At 56.6% G+C, this 19,490-nt stretch carries 19 protein-coding genes; 13 read left to right on the forward strand and 6 right to left on the reverse strand.

The features are described from left to right. The first annotated feature begins 4 nt into the window (after window positions 1-4). From thrC to OR573_04200, 3 genes are all read left to right on the forward strand, one after another. Entirely contained in the window at window positions 5-1,393 is a 1,389-nt protein-coding gene (gene thrC / locus OR573_04190; protein XGA80862.1) for a threonine synthase, read from the forward strand. 28 nt (window positions 1,394-1,421) lie between these two features. After that, on the forward strand, window positions 1,422-3,218 hold the full coding sequence (locus OR573_04195; protein XGA80863.1) for a DHHA1 domain-containing protein: 1,797 nt from the start codon (window positions 1,422-1,424) through the stop codon (window positions 3,216-3,218). Window positions 3,219-3,313: 95 nt separating this feature from the next. After that, window positions 3,314-3,931, forward strand: a complete 618-nt coding sequence (locus tag OR573_04200; protein ID XGA80864.1) for a YitT family protein — start codon at window positions 3,314-3,316, stop codon at window positions 3,929-3,931. A gap of 28 nt (window positions 3,932-3,959) precedes the next feature. Here OR573_04200 and OR573_04205 read toward each other — a convergent pair whose 3' ends face one another. Next, entirely contained in the window at window positions 3,960-4,349 is a 390-nt protein-coding gene (locus OR573_04205) for a VapC toxin family PIN domain ribonuclease (GenBank protein XGA80865.1), read from the reverse strand. Beyond that, window positions 4,349-4,555, reverse strand: coding sequence for a type II toxin-antitoxin system VapB family antitoxin (locus OR573_04210; protein XGA80866.1), 207 nt, complete (start codon window positions 4,553-4,555; stop codon window positions 4,349-4,351). Before OR573_04210 ends, OR573_04205 begins: the two co-directional genes overlap by 1 nt. A gap of 268 nt (window positions 4,556-4,823) precedes the next feature. Between OR573_04210 and OR573_04215 the strand changes: the two genes are divergently transcribed. Beyond that, window positions 4,824-6,311: a cytochrome P450 gene (locus OR573_04215; protein XGA80867.1), complete on the forward strand. Its 1,488-nt coding sequence runs from the start codon at window positions 4,824-4,826 to the stop codon at window positions 6,309-6,311. Beyond that, the gene (locus OR573_04220; protein XGA80868.1) at window positions 6,292-7,167 is read left to right on the forward strand and encodes a hypothetical protein; all 876 of its coding nucleotides are present in this window, start codon (window positions 6,292-6,294) and stop codon (window positions 7,165-7,167) included. The genes OR573_04215 and OR573_04220 overlap by 20 nt, the downstream gene beginning before the upstream one ends. 67 nt (window positions 7,168-7,234) lie before the next feature. Here the strand turns inward: OR573_04220 and OR573_04225 are convergent, their stop codons facing one another. Continuing rightward, window positions 7,235-9,814, reverse strand: coding sequence for a heavy metal translocating P-type ATPase (locus OR573_04225; protein XGA80869.1), 2,580 nt, complete (start codon window positions 9,812-9,814; stop codon window positions 7,235-7,237). Beyond that, a complete protein-coding gene (locus OR573_04230) occupies window positions 9,811-10,230 on the reverse strand; it encodes a MerR family transcriptional regulator (GenBank protein XGA80870.1) in 420 nt (139 codons plus the stop codon). The genes OR573_04225 and OR573_04230 overlap by 4 nt, the downstream gene beginning before the upstream one ends. A gap of 277 nt (window positions 10,231-10,507) precedes the next feature. On the opposite strand from OR573_04230, the gene OR573_04235 reads away from it, so the two are divergent. The 8 genes from OR573_04235 (at window position 10,508) to OR573_04270 (ending at window position 18,516) form a co-directional block, all read left to right on the forward strand. Continuing rightward, window positions 10,508-11,839, forward strand: a complete 1,332-nt coding sequence (locus OR573_04235; GenBank protein ID XGA80871.1) for an outer membrane protein transport protein — start codon at window positions 10,508-10,510, stop codon at window positions 11,837-11,839. Between the two features lie 211 nt (window positions 11,840-12,050). Then, a protein-coding gene (gene prfB, locus OR573_04240; protein XGA81660.1) for a peptide chain release factor 2 occupies window positions 12,051-13,146 on the forward strand; the annotation gives its coding sequence in 2 pieces (ribosomal slippage) (window positions 12,051-12,122 and window positions 12,124-13,146; 1,095 coding nt in all). A gap of 80 nt (window positions 13,147-13,226) precedes the next feature. Further along, complete coding sequence (lysS, locus tag OR573_04245; GenBank protein XGA80872.1) at window positions 13,227-14,738, forward strand: lysine--tRNA ligase; 1,512 nt, start codon at window positions 13,227-13,229, stop codon at window positions 14,736-14,738. Window positions 14,739-14,935: 197 nt separating this feature from the next. Next, window positions 14,936-15,322 carry a hypothetical protein gene (locus tag OR573_04250; protein XGA80873.1) on the forward strand — a complete coding sequence of 129 codons (387 nt, stop codon included), beginning with the start codon at window positions 14,936-14,938 and terminating at the stop codon, window positions 15,320-15,322. 82 nt (window positions 15,323-15,404) lie between these two features. After that, complete coding sequence (locus OR573_04255) at window positions 15,405-16,808, forward strand: MFS transporter (protein ID XGA80874.1); 1,404 nt, start codon at window positions 15,405-15,407, stop codon at window positions 16,806-16,808. A gap of 52 nt (window positions 16,809-16,860) precedes the next feature. After that, window positions 16,861-17,169, forward strand: coding sequence for a BolA/IbaG family iron-sulfur metabolism protein (locus OR573_04260; GenBank protein ID XGA80875.1), 309 nt, complete (start codon window positions 16,861-16,863; stop codon window positions 17,167-17,169). Next, window positions 17,166-18,038 carry a hypothetical protein gene (locus OR573_04265; GenBank protein ID XGA80876.1) on the forward strand — a complete coding sequence of 291 codons (873 nt, stop codon included), beginning with the start codon at window positions 17,166-17,168 and terminating at the stop codon, window positions 18,036-18,038. The genes OR573_04260 and OR573_04265 overlap by 4 nt, the downstream gene beginning before the upstream one ends. 4 nt (window positions 18,039-18,042) lie before the next feature. Then, entirely contained in the window at window positions 18,043-18,516 is a 474-nt protein-coding gene (locus OR573_04270; protein XGA80877.1) for a GNAT family N-acetyltransferase, read from the forward strand. Between the two features lie 16 nt (window positions 18,517-18,532). Here the strand turns inward: OR573_04270 and zapB are convergent, their stop codons facing one another. Beyond that, a complete protein-coding gene (gene zapB / locus OR573_04275) occupies window positions 18,533-18,730 on the reverse strand; it encodes a cell division protein ZapB (protein XGA80878.1) in 198 nt (65 codons plus the stop codon). Window positions 18,731-18,828: 98 nt separating this feature from the next. Then, window positions 18,829-19,437: a 16S rRNA (guanine(966)-N(2))-methyltransferase RsmD gene (rsmD, locus tag OR573_04280; protein XGA81661.1), complete on the reverse strand. Its 609-nt coding sequence runs from the start codon at window positions 19,435-19,437 to the stop codon at window positions 18,829-18,831. Window positions 19,438-19,490 lie beyond the last annotated feature (53 nt).

Below are 19,490 nucleotides of genomic sequence, written 5' to 3' on the forward strand. Positions count from 1 at the left end.
GGCCATGCGCTACGTCAGTACTCGCGGGCAAGCGCCTGCCCTGTCGTTTGAAGAAGTGGTGCTTACTGGTCTGGCAAATGACGGCGGTCTCTATGTGCCGGAAACCCTACCGCATTTCTCCGCTGAAGCGCTCGCCGATATGGCGGGCCTTTCCTATGCAGAGATTGCCTTTCGGGTCATGAAGCCGTTTGTGAATGGTGAGATCGACGACGACACCTTCCGTGGTCTGGTCACCGATGCCTATGCCACCTTCAATCATGATGCTGTCTTGCCTCTTAAGCAGCTGGATGCCAATCACTTTCTGCTTGAGCAGTTCCACGGCCCGACCCTGGCTTTCAAGGATGTCGCCCTGCAGTTGCTCGGGCGGCTGCTGGATCACTTCCTGAAAAAGCGCAACGAGCGCGCCGTCATCATGGGTGCCACTTCCGGGGATACCGGTTCGGCGGCGATTGAAGGCTGCCGTCACTGCGATAACCTGGATATCTTTATCCTTCACCCGCATAACCGCGTCTCTGAGGTACAGCGCCGCCAGATGACTACGGTGCTGGCGAACAATGTTTTCAATGTGGCCATTGAAGGCAACTTCGATGATGCCCAGGCGATGGTCAAGCAAAGCTTTGCCAACCAGGACTTCCTCAATGGCACCCGCCTGGTAGCGGTAAACTCGATCAACTGGGCGCGCATCATGGCGCAGATCGTCTACTACGTTGCCGCTGGAGTAGCGTTGGGCGCACCGCACCGTGAGGTCAGCTTTAGTGTGCCCTCGGCCAACTTTGGTAATGTTTTTGCAGGTTATATGGCGTACAAGATGGGCCTGCCGGTCAAGCAGTTCATTATTGCCACCAATGCCAACGACATTCTGCACCGCACTCTGACGGCCAATGATTTCTCCAAGCGTGAGCTGGCGGCGACCCTGGCTCCTTCCATGGACATCGTCGTATCGTCCAACTTTGAGCGCCTGCTGTTTGATGCCTATGAGCGTGATGGCGATGCCGTTGCGGCCCTGCTGGAGCGTTTCCAGACAGAGCCTACGGCCTTGGCAGAGGCACCGCTGGCGACGCTGCGTGAAAAGTTCTCCAGCTACAGTGTGGATGATGCCACTATTCTTGAAGTGATTCGTGAAGCCCATCACCGCACCGGTGAAATTCTCGACCCGCATACCGCTACTGGCTACCGTGCCGCCGAGCGTGCCCGCGCAGACCAGTCAACGCCTATGGTCACCCTGGCCACTGCCCACCCGGCCAAGTTTGCCGAAGCAGTGGTCAAAGCGGGCTTTCAGGGGGTACCGCTGCCCACCCATATGGATGATCTGCTGGAACGTGAAGAACGTTACAGCGTATTGCCTGCCACTCTGGAAGCGGTGCAGCAATTTGTGGTTGATAACCGCCGGTGAGCTTGATTCAGCAGGTTGAACATTGAGCATGAATGCACGCCAGGATCTACCGTTAAGTGTGACGCAGCCCCGCCTTGAACCGCGTCCGCTTGATGAGACAGTCTACGCTCGAGCACAGGCCGAAGGCCTGAATGAACTTCAGGCGCGCCTGCTGGCGTCACGCTTGCCCGGCTATCAGGGCGAGTTGGCGCCCCTGGTGGCGCCGAGCCTGCGCTATCTTGCTCATCCTGAAAAACTGGCCGATGGCCGCCGTGCGGCGGAACGCATTGCCCAGGCGGTGACCGAGGGTGAGTCGATCGGAATTCTGACCGACTACGACGTGGACGGGATTACCTCACACGTTGTGATCCGGCGCACCCTGGTCGAGCTTTTCGGTGTGCCGGAAGCCAGGCTACATAGCCTGATCGGCCATCGTATCCACGACGGCTACGGCATCAGCCTGCCCTTGGTGGAGCGCACCTTGGGCCTTTCGCCACGCCCGACTCTGGTGATTACCGCTGATTGCGGCAGCTCCGATGAGCCACGTATTGCGCGCCTCAAAGAGGCCGGTATTGACGTGGTGGTCAGCGACCACCACGCCCTGGCGGTTGAAGGGCCGCCAGACTCTGCCTATGCCTGCGTCAACCCGACTCGCAGCGACTGCGCCTACCCGGATAAAACCATTGCCGGTTGTATGGTGGCGTGGCTTGTGATGTCGCTGGCGCGCAGCGTACTGATTGAATGGGGCGCTTTGTCAGAGGCTACACCCAAGCTTTCGCCATGGCTTTCCTATGTGGCTCTGGGGACGGTGGCTGACTGCGTTTCCCTGGGTGGCAGCCCGGCCAACCGTGCCGTGGTCAGCCAGGGGTTGACCCTGATCAATCGTATGGATGCGGCCTGCTGGCGGGCCATGGCGCAACGCCTGGGCCAGGATAGCGTGCCGTTTAATGCTGAGACCCTGGCCTTTCAGATGGGGCCACGCATCAATGCCCGCTCGCGCCTGGATGACCCTTACGCGGCGCTGCATTTCATGCTCGCCGAAAGTGATGCGATCGCCAATCGTCAGCTGGATGTGTTGGATGATGATAATCAGTCGCGCAAAGCCATTGAAGCAGATATGGCCCAAGAGGCACGCGCCCTGGCCGCTGTGGAACTGGCGGCAGACGCCACAGCGCTGATTGTGCTTCTAGAAGACGGCCACCCTGGGGTGCAGGGCATCGTGGCCTCGCGCCTGGTGCAGGCCTACGGGCGCCCGGCACTGGTACTGACCCGGGCCGCCCAGCCGGGCATGCTCACCGGCTCCGGCCGCTCGATAGATGGCCTGCACCTGCGCGATGCCCTGCAGCGTGCCTATGAGCTGGCGCCAGAGGCCTTGCCACGCTTCGGGGGCCATAGTGGGGCGGCGGGTGTTGGCGTGCCCAGGGAGCAACTGGCAGCCTTTAAAGCGGCTTTCCTGCAGGCAGTGAATGAACAACTCGGTGATACGCCGCTCTACCCAAGGTTGTGGACTGATGGTGAACTGGCTAGCCAGCAATTGACCTTGGCTACCTTGAATGACATTGACGTTCTGGGCCCTTATGGCCGCGAGTTTGACCCGCCGCTATTCGAAGGCCGTTTTATCGTAGAAGCGCTGCGCCCGGTAGGGGCCGATGGTTCGCACCTGATGATGGAACTCTCCAACGGGCCGGTGACCTGCAAGGCGATCTGGTTTCGTGCCCTGACGCCAGGAGAGTTACCCCCTTTCGATGTGGGCGATACGCTGCACTGTGCCTATAAGCTCAACCGTAACCGCTGGCGCGGCCGCGAGTCACTCCAGCTGATGGTGGAACACGCCAGCCTGGTCTGATCCTGTTGGCTGACTGTCATTACCCTGACAGGCCAGTGATTTTTTCTACAAGCGGCGGACAGATCCCGCCGTTTGTTCATTGCAGAGGATGCATCATGCGTGACGACAATTTACCTCAAGATCCGCATCAACCTTATGAAGATGTCATGGCCATGCTGTTGGGTACGCTGTTTGTGGCTCTTGGCGTGACGCTCTATACCCAGGCGGTACTGCTAACGGGCAGCACGGCCGGGATGGCGCTGCTGTTTAACTATCTGACCGGCTGGGGCTTCGGGGTATGGTTTTTCGCTATTAATCTGCCGTTCTACTATCTGGCGATCAAACGCATGGGCTGGAGTTTTACCCTGCGTACCTTTGTGGCTATCGGTCTGGTTTCGGTGTTTTCGGAATTGACTCAGCGCTGGGTGACGTTTGAGTCAGTGCCATCACTTTACGCCGCTATCATGGGCGGTGCCCTGATTGGCGTGGGCATGCTGATGCTGTTTCGCCATCGTACCAGCCTCGGCGGCATCAATATTCTGGCGCTTTATCTACAGCAGCGCCACGGCTGGCGCGCAGGCTATGTACAGTTGGGGATTGATGGCCTGATCCTGCTGGTGGCCTTGACTCAACTACCGCTGGACAGGGTGGGCTACTCGGTGATTGGCGCCGTCACATTGAATCTGATCATTGCCCTCAACCACAAGCCTGGGCGTTATATCGGGGTGAGTTGAACCAGGTTCTCAACCAGGGTGGCAGTGTTCAATACATGGTGGGCTGACAGCCAACCCCCATAGTGTCTGCCAGGCTCGCCAGCCGCTTATCCAATGTCCACAACCTGGCATCTGGCGTTATCAGCGTTGAGGCCAATAAGCATATATCAACCAATCCACAGCCACGTCCATACAGGGTATCGCGCTCAATGAACGCCATGACTTCCTGTAAACTTGCCTGTTGGCAGGGCTTGAGAAGACTGATGTTATGCAACGTATGCGTGCGTGGTGCTGGCGGCGTGCCGCAGGCAAGTTCGGCGGTGACCATGGGGTGGCTCAGGGCGCGGTCGGCTTCCAGTAAACTGACCAGTACTTTATTTCCGTACTTGAAATGATCAACCCATACCGAGGAATCAACCAGAACGCTGGGAGCATTCATCAGGGAGCAGCCGCTTCTTGACGGCGTGGTATCTCCTGCATATCGGGCATTTTTCCCCCCAGGGCGGCGAGTCGCTGAGCGGCGCGTACCCTGACGTATGTCTTCATGGCTTCCCTGCAAAGGTCGGAGGCACTCGACACGTCCGGGTCAGCCAGTTCAAGCGCTTGCTGATACAGATCGTCATTGATCGTCACCGTGGTTCGCATTGTTTCTACCTTTTTGTTTCTCATCAATTTTGATGATGGCTAGTATCAATATAGGCATCCAGAAGGTCTTTGTGCAAGAAATTACAGAGTCACCGGTTGACCTTTTTTCCGTATTTTATCAGTGCCCTCAACCACAAACCCGGGCGTTATATCGGGGTGAGCTAAATTGACACCATGCAGAATTTACATTCTGATTGTTGGTATCGGTGATGCAGATTTGAAAAGAGAGTGGCAAGGGTCGCCTTGACTGAGTTTTAGGCTGGAAACAATGAATCACGATAATGCTTCATACGTTACACACCCGACAGAGCAAAAAAACAGCGACAAGCAGCAATTGGCAGAAGCGCTGCTTCGTGCGCATAGTATTGAACCCCCTGTTACGGTAGCGCCTGCGCCTGCCAATGCGGGAATCCTGCAACGCATGTACCGCGCTCAACATAATCTGTTATCAATATGGCGTGAGAAGGATTATTCCGTCTATACCTCACACATGAATCTGGCCAATCAGAAATATGTTGTTTGCAATAGTCCTGATACGGTGCGCCGTGTCTTCCTTGAGCAACATGACAACTATGATCGTAAAAGCCCGCAAATGCGGCGAGCACTGACCCCATTACTGAAAGACGGGTTATTTGTCAGTGACGGTGATTTGTGGAGCCAACGCCGACGCCAGTGCGCCCCCTCGCTCAGTAATGCGTTGCTACCGAACTTTTGCTCGGTGATGACTGCTTCAGCAAACGAAACTGCCGAGCGCTGGGCCGAGCAGCCGGAGGATGAGCCATTGGATATGCTGACCGAGATGGCTCACTTGACGGCACGTATCATTGGCCGAACCATTTTCGGCGATGACACAACCGACGAAGAGGCGGAGCAGGTTGTTGCGGGGTTTACTGAATATCAGCGCCATTCAGAGCATCTGGATATGGCGGATACTCTTGGGCTACCTTTTCTAAGGCTGCTGGGCAATCCTTTAAGGCGCAACCGTATCCGCTATTCGGCAGAGCAGGTGCATGAGGTGATTGACCGGATTATTGAACGCCGTATCAATACCTCCGATTCGAATCAGCACAGCATGATTGATAGCTTTATGACGGCATTAGAGGGAGGCGAGGGGTGCCCGATGGGGCGGGAAGCGGTGCGCAATGAAGCTATTGTCATGTTCATGGCGGGGCATGAAACGACAGCCAACGCTCTGGCCTGGTGCTGGTACCTGCTGGATTACGATCAGCAGGCCATGGCGCGTCTACAGTCCGAGCTTGATGAAGTCCTGAAGGGGCGAGCGCCGCGTTATAAAGATGTCGAGAAGCTCCACTACACCATGGCGGTGTTTGAGGAAGCCATGCGTCTATACCCTCCGGTACCCATGCTGACCCGTCAAGCGCGCGGTGAGGATCAGGTGCGTAATCGTGAGGTTCACCCGGGCACTGTCCTGATTGTTTGCCCCTGGCTGATGCATCGACACCGTAGACTATGGGAAGCGCCTGACCATTTTGTGCCGGAGCGCTTTTTACCCAATGTGCCACGCCCGGACAAGTTCACTTACTTCCCTTTCAGCGTGGGTCACAGGGTTTGCCTGGGTAAGCGGTTTGGGCTTTATGAGGGCGTTTTGTGCCTAGCGACATTGGCTCAGCGCTTCACTCCACAGTTGGTGCCGGGCCATAAAGTGGAAATCGAGTGTCGACTGACTTTGCGCCCCAAAGGAGGGTTACCCATGACGCTTCAAGCACGTAAACCCTATGACCAGTCGATTGATTGATCGTGATGCGGTGTTAGCCGCCGTGATGCAAGGGCTTCCTGTTCCAGTTGTTTCAGCTTTGGGAGCTCGTTTAGGTAGGCAATATGCCAAGCAAGCCTGGAACAGGCAGGCGCGCTGGGTCGAGCGTCTGGTCAAAAACCTCGAGTTTTTAAAGGGGCAATCGCTAGACAAAAGTGAGCATTGGGAACAGCTGGTGGCATATGGTGAACAGCTGGGGCGTGTGTATGCCGAGATTCCTGTTTTGTCGAAATTAGTCCACAGTTCGAAGTTCCGCATCATTAATGAAGAGATTGCTCATTCATTATCAGGCCCTTTTATCGCGGTGATGCCGCATTTGGCCAACTGGGAAGTTGTTTTTGGTCTTTCGGAACAAACAGTTTATCCACTGACGGTTCTTTACGAGCCGCGTGAGAACAAAACACGCATGGCATTGGTCATGCGCTCAAGGCAGCTACTAAAGCCATCCGCTCGCTTTATATCCACTGCACAACCCCAGCCTATGCGGCATTTGAAGAATGCTTTGTCACAAGGCGGTAAAGTGCTGATGTTGCCTGACTCACCGGCATCAAAGGGGTTAATACCCGCATTCGGCAAGGAATCCTTGATGCAAGGTAACCGCTGGCTGGCAGCGCGATTGGCGGCGAACCAGGGTGTACACATTTTGCCACTATGCGTGACGCGGCATGATAAAAACGAGTTGAGGCTGACATTTCATCCTCCATTGCCAAGAGAGCCTCTATTGACCCGTCAGGAACAGGCTATTCGCTACGCTGAGCAAATGGATGGATTGTTTGAGGCCTGGGTACGCCAGGCCCCAACAGATTGGTATTGGTTAAAAGATGTACGCCTTTATTAGCCGCTCAACCAGAACCACCAGATAATAGCGGCGATCAGGGCGAGGCCAGCGAGGTTAACCAGAATACTCATGCGCTTTGCTCCTGTGTGGTTGCGGTGTCTGAATGACGGGCAGTGTGCTGGCGCTGGGTTTTCCAAAGGCGTAGGCGGTTGGCGTTGCTGACCACTGTGATGGACGACAGCGACATGGCCGCCCCGGCAATCATCGGCGAAAGCAGCATGCCGGTCAGCGGGTAGAACACCCCGGCGGCAATCGGGATGCACAGCACGTTGTAGCCAAAGGCGCCGACCAGGTTCTGCTTGATGTTGCGCAGGGTGGCCTGACTGATCTCGATGGCATCTGCCACCCCATGCAGCGAACCGCGCATCAGGGTCATGCCGGCACTTTCAATCGCCACATCGGTGCCCTGGCCGATGGCAAAACCAACGTTGGCACGTGCCAGGGCAGGGGCATCGTTGATGCCGTCGCCGACCATGCCCACTATTTCTCCTTCTTTCTGCAGGCGCTCAATCTCTGAATGTTTGTCTTCAGGCAAAAGGCCGGCGCGGTAGTCGTCGATGCCCACCTCGCGGGCAATGGCGGCGGCCGTGTGCTGATTATCACCGGTCAGCATCACGACTTTGAGGCCATCGTTTTGCAGCCGTTTGATGGCCGCCTTGGTGTCGTCGCGCAGCGGGTCGCTGATACCAAACAGCGCCGTTAGCTGGCCGTCAACCGCCAGATAAACTAGCGTGCGTGCTTTGTCTTCGAGTTCGCGAGCAGTGTCCTTTCCACCGGCCAAGTCGATGCCCGCATTTTCCAGCAGGCGTGCATTACCCAGCAGTAAGGCTTTGCCGTCGGATGTTTCGGCCTTGACGCCACCACCGGTGACGCTATCAAAGTTACGGATCTCCGCTGCTTTTGCGTTGGCGTCTTCGCCATGGGCGGTGAGTGCTGCTGCCAGCGGGTGCTCCGAGCCACGCTCCAGTGCCATCACATAGCCAAGCGCGGTCTCTTCATCGCCCTGAAGGGTATGCGCCTCGGTGACGCTAGGCTTGCCTTCGGTCAGCGTACCGGTTTTGTCGACCACCAGCGTGGTCAGCTTGCTGGCGGTTTGCAGGGCATCGCCGTTGCGCACCAGCACGCCGTGCTCAGCGGCTTTGCCGACCCCTATCATGGTTGAGATAGGTGTCGCCAGGCCCAGCGCACAGGGGCAGGCAATAATCAGTACCGTGGTGGCGGTGACCAGCATATGAATCACCCTCGGCTCAGCGCCAAAGTTAAACCATACCAATGCGGTCAGCACGGCGATAATCATCACCGAAGGCACGAAAATACTTGATACCCTGTCGGCCAGTTCGCCAATCGGCGGGCGTGAGTTCTGAGCGTTGGCCACCTGCTCGGTGATCTGCCCAAGCCGAGTGTCAGCACCCACCCGGGTAGCCTGATAAACAAGCCCGCCCTTGCCGTTGACAGTGCCTGCACTGACCTCATCTCCGGCTGCTTTTTTCACTGGTACCGGCTCGCCGGTCAACATGGATTCATCAATATGGCTGGTGCCTTCGAGCACCTCGCCATCCACCGGCAGGCGCTCGCCAGGGCGCACACGGATATGGTCACCGCTGCGTACGGCGTCAATCTCGATTTCCTGCTCCTCACCGTCGCGGATCACCCGAGCGGTGCGGCTTTGCAGATCCAGAAGACGTTTCAATGCATCGCTGGTGCGGCCACGGGCTTTCAGCTCCATGGCGTTGCCGAGCAGAATCAGGCCAATCACCATGGCCGAAGCTTCAAAATAGATGCCGTGGGCGACTTCTGGCAGCCAGGGCGCAAAGGCAACCACCACCATGGAATACAGCCAGGCGGTGCCGGTGCCCATGGCGACCAAAGTGTCCATATTGGCCTGGTGATGCTTGAAATTCTTCCAGGCGTTAACAAAAAAGTGACGACCGGGAAAGGCCATGACCGCGAGGGTCAAAAGCCCAATTACCAGCCAGAAAAGTCGCCCGCCCCCCACGGGGTGAGGGTGGTAGACAAACATGCTAAGCATCAGGGGCAGGGCCAGTGCCAGGGCATAAGCACTGCCTTTCAGGCGTTGCTTATACTGTTTGGCTTCCTGTTCGGCGCGGGTTTTTTCCGCTTCGCGCATATCGACAATCGGCTCAGCGCTATACCCGACGGAATCCACCGCATCAACCAACGCCTGTGAATCTGCCTGGCCAAATACCTGGGCGGTATGAGTGCCAAAGTTAACGCTGGCGGTTTCAACGCCTGGGGTCTTTTCCAGTGCCTTCTGCACGCTTTTGACACAGCTGGCGCAGGACATGCCGCTGATGGCCAGACGAATCTGCTGGTTTCCTGAACCTTGGTGTTCGGCTTCCTGGCTGCTGGCTTTAGCGCCGGATTCGCTAGCTGCAGCGCTGTCTGGCTTGTCGTCTTCCGATGCCAGTTCACCGGGTGGGTAGCCAGCATCTTTTAAGGCTTGATCAAGTTCAGCGCTGTCGAGTGTAGTGGTAACATCCAGATGTTTTTCTGCCGGGGTACCGATTACATCAGCGTCGCCATCCAGCGCTTGAATGGCCTCACGCATACGCTTGACACAGCCCTGGCAGTTCATGCCAGGCACCGTTCGAGTCAGCTGTTGTTGAGATGAGTTGTCGTGGCTCATTGGGTCTCCTGTTCGTTGGGAAAGCTTTCAATCAGGCGGCAGAGAGAGTGGCCATCCGGTGCCGCATCCGGCATGTGCTGCCAGCTTTCCAGCGCGGCCTCCATGCGTGCGGCAAGTGCCTGAAGCTCATCAATCTGGGCACGCACCTGAGGTAAACGGTGAGCCAACAGATCGCGCACCAGCGGGCAGGGCGAGTCACCGTGATCAGCATGCGAGAGAATGTCGCGCACCTCAGCAATGCTGAAGCCGAGTTTGCGGGCTCGCTGCACAAAGCGCAGACGTTCCAGATCGCTTTGGGTAAATAATTGATAGCCGTTGTCAGGATGGCGCTCGGGCGTCAATAAACCTTCGCGTACATAATGACGGACAGTTTCGCCAGTGACCTCCGCCTGACGGGCTATTTCGCTGACTTTCAAATAGGCCTCCTTTCTGAACGCAGGTTCAGGTGTTCTTTATCTTATCTATACCTAGTTTAGAACCTTTGTGTTACCCATAGGTCAAGCAGTGGTTTTAATTATGTGACATTATGTTAAAACGATGATTTAAAACAGGCGTTCGACTAATGTATAAGATGAAAATAAAATAAAACGCTCGTTTGCCCTTGATCCTGAGCGCTGAGTGCGAGAAAACAGACGGGTACAATCAATGACGGCGACGGGAAGCGCCGCAGAATAATCAAACGTTGGGGGTAGTATGCATAACAAATTTAATAAATTGACGTTAGTCACTGCGGTTGCAGCCGTAACGCTGGCGTCTCAGGTACACGCCGGCGGGTATCAGATCAATGAACAGAGTGTCAGCGGCCAGGGGTATAACCATGCCGGTCGCAGCTCGAACATTAATGATGCCACCATTGTTTATGGCAACCCGGCAGGTATGTCGTTTCTTGAGCGTGCTCAGGTGACGGCTGGGGGAACTTTTCTTAGCGTCGATACCGAGCTGAGTAATGTCCAGGCCAACCGGATGTTGGATGCCGGGGTTGCCCAGGGTGGCGCCCCGGTAGGTACTCAGGTGCCGATCGGCAGCATTCCTGGCACCAATGAGGGGGATATGGTGCCAGGCACCTTGGTGCCCTTTGCCTTTTATGCGCACCCTGTCAACGAAAGACTGGCCTTTGGCTTCGGGGTATACGCACCTTTTGGTTCCAGTACAGACTACGAAAAGGATTTCCAGGGGCGCTATTTTGGCGATTACACCGAAGTACGTGTTGTCAGCGCTCAGCCAACGGTGTCTTATCGCTTTAACGACCAGTGGTCAGTCGGGGCGGGTATTTCCTACAACCAGATGGAAGGCGAGCTGCGCCGTCAGTTACCGACCGGGCCAGCATTTAACTCGGCGGCAGATATTGACTCACGGGTAACAGGCGATGACGACGGCTGGGGCTACAATCTGGGGCTGGTTTACCAGCCTGTGCCGGAAACCACCTTTGGCCTGACCTATCGCTCCAAGGTGGATTACGACCTGACCGGTGACTTTATCGCCAAGGATCCGGCGGGTAATGTGTTGCGATCCGATGACGCCAGCCTGGATATTTCCACCCCGGAAACCGTCAACTTCTCGCTGACCCAGCAGATGAGCGAGCGCCTGAAGCTGATGTTCGGGGCCTCCTGGACCCGCTGGAGCCGATTCCAGGAAATCAGGGTGCTTGGCAGTCAAGGGAATACCATCACTCAGGAAACCCAGAATTATTCCAATGCCTGGGCCTTTGCCACCGGTGGCGAATACCAGTTGACCCAGACGCTGGCACTACGTGCTGGTGTGGCGCTTGATTTCACCCCGACCAACGATGAGTTCCGCAGTGTACGGATTCCCTCTGATGACCGGCGCATCTTCTCGCTGGGTGCTGGCTGGACGCCCACCGATAACCTGACCGTTGACCTTGCCTATTCCTATCTGAGTGAGCGTGGCACCTCGATTGATCAGCAGCGTAGTGATTCATTACAAGGCGTAGGTGGTGCCACCTACTCGGCAGACTACAAGAATGAAGCCCATGGCATTGGCGCACAGATGACCTATCGCTTCTAGTGAAAACGTTTTTCTGACCTGTTAAACCCGGCTTAGGCCGGGTTTTTGCTGTTCCGTTGGCCGCTATGGATGCGATGTTGGCGGTGTTTGGTTACAATATCGGCCATTATCATGCGAGGCCGCTGCGGCAGAAGGTATGAACGCTACCTTATGCTGCAGCGGCGTCTGTTGTTTTTTCTGTCACTTTTTTATCAAGGCCAGAGCCATCATGCTGGAAACTAACCCGATTCATAATCAAATCAAGGACCTGTCTGAGCGGACAGAGGTTCTTAGGGGGTATCTTTGACTATGCCGAAAAGAAAGACCGGCTAGAGGAAGTCACCCGCGAACTGGAAGACCCCAACGTCTGGAGCAACCCGGACTACGCTCAGAAACTTGGCAAGGAGCGATCCTCTCTCGAAGCCATCGTCGCGACTATTGATCAGCTGGAGCAAGGGTTGGCTGACAGCCGTGACCTGCTGGAACTTGCCGAGATGGAAGAGGACGAAGGCACCGTTGAGGAAGTCAGCTCAGAGCTTGACGGCTTGCAGCAAGCACTTGAAAAACTTGAGTTCCGGCGGATGTTTTCCGGCGAGATGGATGCCAACAACGCCTATCTGGATATTCAGTCCGGGTCTGGCGGCACAGAAGCTCAGGACTGGGCCAATATTCTCCTGCGCATGTACCTGCGCTGGGCCGAGCATCATGGCTTCAAGGCTGAGATAATCGAGCTTTCCGGCGGTGATGTCGCGGGCATCAAATCAGCGACCATTCATATTCAGGGTGACCACGCCTTTGGCTGGCTGCGCACCGAAACCGGTGTTCACCGTCTGGTGCGCAAGAGCCCGTTTGATTCTGGTGGTCGCCGTCATACCTCCTTTGCATCGGTATTCCTGTCGCCTGAAATTGATGACAGTTTTGAGGTTGATATCAACCCGTCGGATCTACGCGTCGATACCTACCGTTCCAGCGGCGCGGGCGGCCAGCACGTCAATACCACGGATTCAGCGGTGCGGATTACTCACGAGCCCAGCGGTATTGTTGTCGCCTGTCAGAACCAGCGTAGCCAGCACGCCAACCGCGACTTTGCCATGAAGCAGCTCAAAGCCAAGCTGTGGGAAATGGAAATGGACAAGCGCAATGCGGCCAAGCAGGAAGCAGAAGAATCCAAGGCTGATATTGGTTGGGGCAGCCAGATTCGCTCCTACGTGCTGGATGATCAGCGTATCAAGGATCTGCGCACCGGCGTTCAGTCCAGCAACTGTGACAAGGTGCTGGATGGCGATATTGATCAGTTTATCATTGCCAGCCTGAAACAGGGGCTGTGAGTGCGCTGCCGCCATTGATGACGGCTTGGGATGATTGACCGGCTTTTTTTATTGACCAGCTTTTACATACAGGGTGCCATATGGCAAACCACGACGGATCACACGAAAACGAAAACCATCTGATTGCCGAGCGCCGTGCCAAACTGGCGGTGCGTCGTGAACGTGCCGCCGAACAGGGCAAGAGCGCTTTCCCTAACGATTTCCGTCGCGACAGCCTGACGATTGAGCTCACGCAGGCCTACGGCGATAAAGACAAGGCGACGCTTGAAGCGCTGGATCAGCATGCCTCTGTGGCTGGTCGGGTCATGCGCCAGCGGGGGCCTTTTGTGGTGATCCAGGATGTGGCCGGGCAGATCCAGCTCTACGTGGATAAAAAAGGTTTGCCCGCCGAAGTGCTGGAAGATATTAAAAGCTGGGATATCGGAGATATCGTGGCTGCCCACGGTCCGGTGCATAAATCCGGCAAGGGTGATCTGTATGTGATGATGAAAGAGGCGCAGCTGTTAACCAAGAGCCTGCGTCCGCTGCCGGACAAGTTCCATGGCCTGACCGATCAGGAAGCGCGCTATCGCCAGCGTTATGTGGATCTGATCATGAACCCGCAGTCGCGCAAGGTATTCGAGACCCGTGCAGCGGTGATCAGCGCCATGCGGCGTTTCTTTGAGGCCCGCGGCTTCATGGAAGTGGAAACACCCATGCTGCAGCCGATTCCCGGCGGTGCCACGGCGCGTCCTTTTATCACTCACCACAATGCGCTGGATATCGATATGTATCTGCGTATCGCGCCGGAGCTTTATCTCAAGCGTCTGGTGGTGGGCGGTTTTGAAAAGGTGTTCGAGATCAATCGTAATTTTCGCAATGAAGGGCTTTCCACCCGCCATAACCCGGAATTTACCATGGTCGAGTTCTACTGGGCCTACGCGGATTACCGCGACCTGCTGGATATGACCGAAGCTATGTTGCGCGCCACGGCGGAAGAGGTGCTGGGCACCACGCTGATCGAGTACCAGGGCGAGCAGTATGACTTTGGCAAGCCCTTTGCCCGGCTGACCTTGCGTCAGGCGATTCTGGATCATGGTGACGCCATCACCGATGCAGACCTGGAGTCGCTGGAAGCCGCACAAGCGCTTGCAGCAAAGCTGGGTATCAAGGTGAAAGAGAGTTGGGGTTTAGGCAAACTGCAGACGGAGATCTTCGAAGAAGTCGCCGAACACAAGCTGGATCAACCCACCTTTATTACCGAATACCCGGCAGAAGTCAGCCCGCTGGCGCGGCGCAATGACGCCAACCCCTTTGTGACTGACCGTTTTGAGTTCTTTGTCGGTGGGCGTGAAATTGCCAATGGTTTCTCAGAGCTTAACGACGCCGAAGACCAGGCCGAACGCTTCCGCGAACAGGTGGCGGAAAAGGACGCCGGTGATCTGGAAGCCATGTATTACGATGCAGATTACGTGCGTGCCCTGGAGTATGGGCTACCACCAACGGCAGGCGAGGGCATCGGCATTGACCGTCTGGTGATGCTGTTTACCGATAGCCCCTCCATCCGTGATGTGCTGCTCTTCCCGGCCATGCGTCCTGAAGTTGGTGAGTAAGTGTTTTCCATAACAGGTGACCGTTATCTGTTGGTCGTTCCTGAATAAAAGTCGCGATGGTTAAGATATGGGGCCGATGCCGTTATTGACCGGTATCGGCCTCATTTTGGGCATTAAAAAGACAAAGCGTTTGCATTGATGGCAAACTGCTACATAAGCGCCCATAATAGTGGCGTTTCGACGGCGAGGAGAATCCTATGAAACTGCTAAACCGCTCTGCCCTGAGTGTCAGGCCGACCCAAGCCTTTGTGGACTGGATCAATGCGCTCGAACCCACTCTGGGAGGCGACGACCTGACCCTGGACGACGTCGAACGCGAAAGTACCATTTACCTGATTCCCGAGATGGACACCCCTGAAGCGCTGGAGACTTTTGTCCAGGAGCGCCACCAGGTGATTCTTGAAACCGAACTGCGCGCCTGGGAAGAAGATGAGGCGCAATGGCCACAGTTGCTGGACTGGTCGCTGTTTCAGCACTTCCTGAGAGTCGAGCATAGCTACCTGGCCATTGACCTGGACGACGATACCGCTCTGGAAATCTCCGAAGTGGACGATGCCCTGCTGCTGGATAACGACGATACCTGATGTGTTCCCCATCTGTTTGAGTTCGCGATCACCTGCGCGATAACAAGACCGGCCAAGGCCGGTTTTTTCAGGACTCTTTGATATGCGGCTTTTTGAAAATCGCCCTGGCGACGACGGTCTTCCGGGCGCTGAGCGTTTCCTTGCCGTTCTGGCATTAATTACCGGTACCCTGATGGCGGTGGTGGATACCACCATGATTAACCTGGCGTTGCCCACCATCGCCGCGGATCTGGGAGTGTCCGGCGCGCGCGCCGTGTGGATCACTAACCTCTTTCAGGTTGTTTGTGCCGCTTTTCTGCTGGTTTTTGCAGGTATCAGCGAGTTGGTGACCCGTCGCCGCCTTTATCTGTTCGGGTTGAGTGTTTTCGTGTTGGCTGCCCTGGGGGCCGCGCTTTCAAGGCAGCTGGAAACCCTGTTGGTGTTTCGTGCCCTGCAGGGGCTTGGTGCGGCGGCGACGCTGTCAATTGGCCCTTCATTATATCGAGCGATCTTCCCCTCGCGGCTGCTGGGCAGTGCTCTGGGGCTTTCTGCCCTGGTGGTGGCCGGCGGTTATGCAGCAGGGCCTACCTTAAGCGGCGTGATTCTGTCGTTTGCCGATTGGCCCTGGCTGTTTGCCCTGAATGTGCCGCTGGGGCTGGTGTCGCTGCTGCTGGCGCGGCGCGCTTTGCCGAGGGATGTTCCGCGTAAGGGCAGTTTTGATACCTTGGGCGCCTTGCTGTCGATGATGATGCTGGCCAGCTTTTTCCTGGCCATGGATGCGATTGCCCATACAGCGCCTGTATGGCAAAGCGGTGGCTGGCTGGGCATGGCCGTCGTAGCGTGTACGGCCTTTATTCAGCGCCAGCGCCGCGCGGCCTATCCCTTGTTGCCACTGAGTGTGTTTGCCGAAAAGCGCTTTACCCTGGCGGTGTCGGCGTCCGGGCTTGCCTTTATTGGCCAGGGCTTGAGCTTTGTCGCCTTATCGTTTTTCTATCAGGAGCAAATGGGTTTTACACCGCTGGAAACGGCCTGGCTGTTTACTCCCTGGCCGCTGGCGATCATGCTGGTTGGCCCCTTGGCAGGGCGTCTGGCGGATCGCATCAACCCCAGCCTAATTTCCAGCACTGGCCTGGTGTTACTGATCGGCGGGCTGATCTCGCTGGGGTTGGTGGATGAAAGTACGGGCGTCCTTGGTAGCCTGTGGCGCACGGCGCTGTGCGGCATCGGTTTTGGTATGTTCCAGCCACCCAATAACCGGGAAATGATGGCTAGCCTGCCGCCTGAACGCAGTGCCAACGTCTCCGGGGTGATGAGTACCACTCGGACGGTAGGGCAGTCGCTGGGTGTGGCCTTGGTTGGCGCGGCTCTGGGGTTGGGGCTTGCCGTGCAGTGGACGCTATGGCTGGGTGCCTTGACAACGCTGATGGCGCTGTTGGCCAGCCTGGCACGGGTTCCGTTGGCCGGTCAGGCGCTACGTCAACGGCGTTTATCGTCTGAAGGGCGCTGACGGCGTATAATTGTCAAAACGCCAAGACAGCTTTTAAGCACAGGAGAAGGTCATGTCGCTACAAACGCAGATCGAGCATAAACTCGCGACACTTGAACCGGTGGTGGTGCAGGTAGAAAACGAAAGCCATCGGCACAATGTACCTGCCAATTCAGAGACCCATTTCAAGGTCACCCTGGTGAGCAGCCGCTTTGAAGGGCTGATGCCGGTCAAGCGCCACCAGCAGATGTATGCCTTGCTGGCCGATGAGCTTTCCGGCCCGGTGCATGCGCTGGCACTGCACCTATATACGCCTGAAGAATGGCAGGCCCGTGGAGGGGAACGTCCCGATTCACCCAATTGCCGGGGCGGCGGTCAGTGAACGCCGAAGTCATTCGACGGCAGTACCTGGATGCCATGGGTATTACCACCTGGGCATCCCGCTATCAGTTACCCCATGCGCTTGAAACGCCCGCCTGTGAATGGGAGGACGTAGTACCCCAGCGTGTCACGCCCAGCCAGCGGCTACATGCGCTGCTGGATGATGCCCAGCAGGCCGCAGCAGCTCAGCGCCAGGCACACCAGACGCCTGATGGCGCAGATGAAGCGCCGGTTCCGGTGCCTTCAGATTCCTCCTCCTCGCCCCAGGCCCTGCGTTCACTGTTAGGTGGCACGGCTGAGGAAGAGGCCAATACCTCGCAAGAGCAGCCGCCAGCAGAGGCAGCGCCTCGAGAATCAGCGCCTGATGCTCAACACAGCACGCAGGCAAGTGCGCCGAGCACGAAACCTGAGCCGTTGGTATTCACCCTGTCATCCTGCTGCATTGAAGGACGCTGGTTGAACCTGATGCCAGGCGAGCTTGGGCGCACCGAACAGGCATTGCTGAATAACCTGTTGGGCGTTATTGCCGGGAAGCCATTTTCTCCAGCCAACATGATGACCTTCAGCTGGCCGCCGATGGCCAATGGCCCTCAGCCGGATGATCCGCTGGAAGAAGCTCGCGATGGGCTTAATGCCTTTATCAGTGGTACTGCACGGCGTAATGGTTGGCAGTTGGAGCGTGTTTTGTGGTGGGGGGAACCACAGGCATCCCCCTTTGCGGCACTGCTCAACCTGGAGAATGGACAGAGTCAGACGCTTGGCCTGCCTGTCTGGCAGGGGGCTGCGTTGGATGAGCTGGCTCAAAGCGCCGATGCCAAGCGCCGGTTACTGCCCAGGCTGCTTGACCTGCGCCAAGCGCTTGGCGCCTGACAAAATGCTGGAAATCAAGCCCTTATCCAGTAATCATCTTCAAGCACTGCTCGAGCTGGAAGCCGCCGCTGCCAGTGGTATGCGCCCTGCAGCGCTGGCAGCGGCACTGAAAGCGCCAGCTATCAGGGTGCTGGGCGCCTGGCAGGGTGCAGATACACAAGGGGCAAGCGTGCTTATTGGCTATGCCATTGTGGCCATCGGACCTTTTGACGCCGAGATTGAAGCCATTGGCGTTCTGCCTGGTTGGCGTCGTCATGGGGTTGCCGGTTTGCTGATGCAAGCGCTGATTGACGCTGCCACCCAGGCTGGCAGTGAACGGCTGTTACTGGAAGTCAGAGAAACCAACGACTCAGCAATCAGGCTGTATCAGGCTTTCGGTTTTACGCTTGATGGACGCCGTAAAGAATATTACCCGGCAGTGGGGGGCACTGCCGGACGAGATGATGCGCTACTGATGTCGCGAGGGTTATGCAGCTGACCCAGGGGCAGTCGCGTTAGGAGGTGGCAGCGCTTTCCGTAATGTCGTCAAACTTGCTAAGTAGTCCGGTCAGGCGTTGCTCCCACTCCTCACGCTCCTGCTTGAGGCGCTGGTTTTCTTCGCGCAGCTCCTCGTTTTCCAGCTTCATCAGCTCCAGTGCTTCTACGGTGGCAGCGACTTTCTGGTCAAGCTGGTTGAACAGTTCCTGGCTCATTGACGTCTCCTTGGTTTTTTTGAGTTAAAGGGTCGGCCAAGCGTATCGTTACCCGCTTGGCGCGACAAGCGTTAAGATGGCGTAAATTAGCCCAATGCTCAACGGGGCACGCGCTGATAAAGTCTGGCTACGGTATCGCCGGCGCGAGCTTCACGGTAAAGCGACCAGTTGGCAGGTGTTTCAGGTGTTAATGAAGCTTCACATTCCAGGTAAATCATGGCGTTGGTTGTAAGCCAACCGTTGGCTTCCAGCATCGCGCAGCAGGGCTCGGCCAACCCTTGATGAAAGGGTGGATCCATAAAGGCCAGATCAAAAGGGCTCCCCGGCTGGGTCAGGAATGTATCCACATCGACGTTGAGCACTTGCCCGTGTTCAGCACCCAGGGTTGCCAGGTTGGCGCTGATCTGATCGGCGACCTTGCGCTCCCGTTCAACAAACACAAGGTCACTGGCACCACGGGAAAGCGCTTCTATACCGAGGGACCCGGTGCCAGCAAAAAGATCCAGCCCGCGCTGGGCATACAGGGACTGGCCAAGCCAGTTAAACAGGGTTTCACGTATGCGATCAGGGGTCGGGCGTAGCCCCGGGCTATTGAGTACGGGTAGCTGACGGCGGCGATAGTCACCGCCAATAACGCGCAGCTTGCCACCACCGGATGATGGCTTGGCATTGGCGCGTGCAGAGGGGGTTGAGCGTTTTCTTTTCATGATCAGATTGTAGCGGGCTGTGTATCCAAAGTCTTGATGCAGGGTGGTAGGAT

Source organism: Halomonas sp. CH40 (assembly GCA_041875495.1).
Lineage (GTDB): Bacteria > Pseudomonadota > Gammaproteobacteria > Pseudomonadales > Halomonadaceae > Vreelandella.

Bases quoted from the DNA above. Each gene is read 5' to 3' on its own strand.
- thrC (XGA80862.1), top strand. From the start codon at position 5: ATGCGCTACGTCAGTACTCGCGGGCAAGCGCCTGCCCTGTCGTTTGAA.
- OR573_04195 (XGA80863.1), top strand. From the start codon at position 1,422: ATGAATGCACGCCAGGATCTACCGTTAAGTGTGACGCAGCCCCGCCTT.
- OR573_04200 (XGA80864.1), top strand. From the start codon at position 3,314: ATGCGTGACGACAATTTACCTCAAGATCCGCATCAACCTTATGAAGAT.
- OR573_04205 (XGA80865.1), bottom strand. From the start codon at position 4,349: ATGAATGCTCCCAGCGTTCTGGTTGATTCCTCGGTATGGGTTGATCAT.
- OR573_04210 (XGA80866.1), bottom strand. From the start codon at position 4,555: ATGCGAACCACGGTGACGATCAATGACGATCTGTATCAGCAAGCGCTT.
- OR573_04215 (XGA80867.1), top strand. From the start codon at position 4,824: ATGAATCACGATAATGCTTCATACGTTACACACCCGACAGAGCAAAAA.
- OR573_04220 (XGA80868.1), top strand. From the start codon at position 6,292: ATGACCAGTCGATTGATTGATCGTGATGCGGTGTTAGCCGCCGTGATG.
- OR573_04225 (XGA80869.1), bottom strand. From the start codon at position 9,814: ATGAGCCACGACAACTCATCTCAACAACAGCTGACTCGAACGGTGCCT.
- OR573_04235 (XGA80871.1), top strand. From the start codon at position 10,508: ATGCATAACAAATTTAATAAATTGACGTTAGTCACTGCGGTTGCAGCC.
- lysS (XGA80872.1), top strand. From the start codon at position 13,227: ATGGCAAACCACGACGGATCACACGAAAACGAAAACCATCTGATTGCC.
- OR573_04250 (XGA80873.1), top strand. From the start codon at position 14,936: ATGAAACTGCTAAACCGCTCTGCCCTGAGTGTCAGGCCGACCCAAGCC.
- OR573_04255 (XGA80874.1), top strand. From the start codon at position 15,405: ATGCGGCTTTTTGAAAATCGCCCTGGCGACGACGGTCTTCCGGGCGCT.
- OR573_04260 (XGA80875.1), top strand. From the start codon at position 16,861: ATGTCGCTACAAACGCAGATCGAGCATAAACTCGCGACACTTGAACCG.
- OR573_04270 (XGA80877.1), top strand. From the start codon at position 18,043: ATGCTGGAAATCAAGCCCTTATCCAGTAATCATCTTCAAGCACTGCTC.
- zapB (XGA80878.1), bottom strand. From the start codon at position 18,730: ATGAGCCAGGAACTGTTCAACCAGCTTGACCAGAAAGTCGCTGCCACC.
- rsmD (XGA81661.1), bottom strand. From the start codon at position 19,437: ATGAAAAGAAAACGCTCAACCCCCTCTGCACGCGCCAATGCCAAGCCA.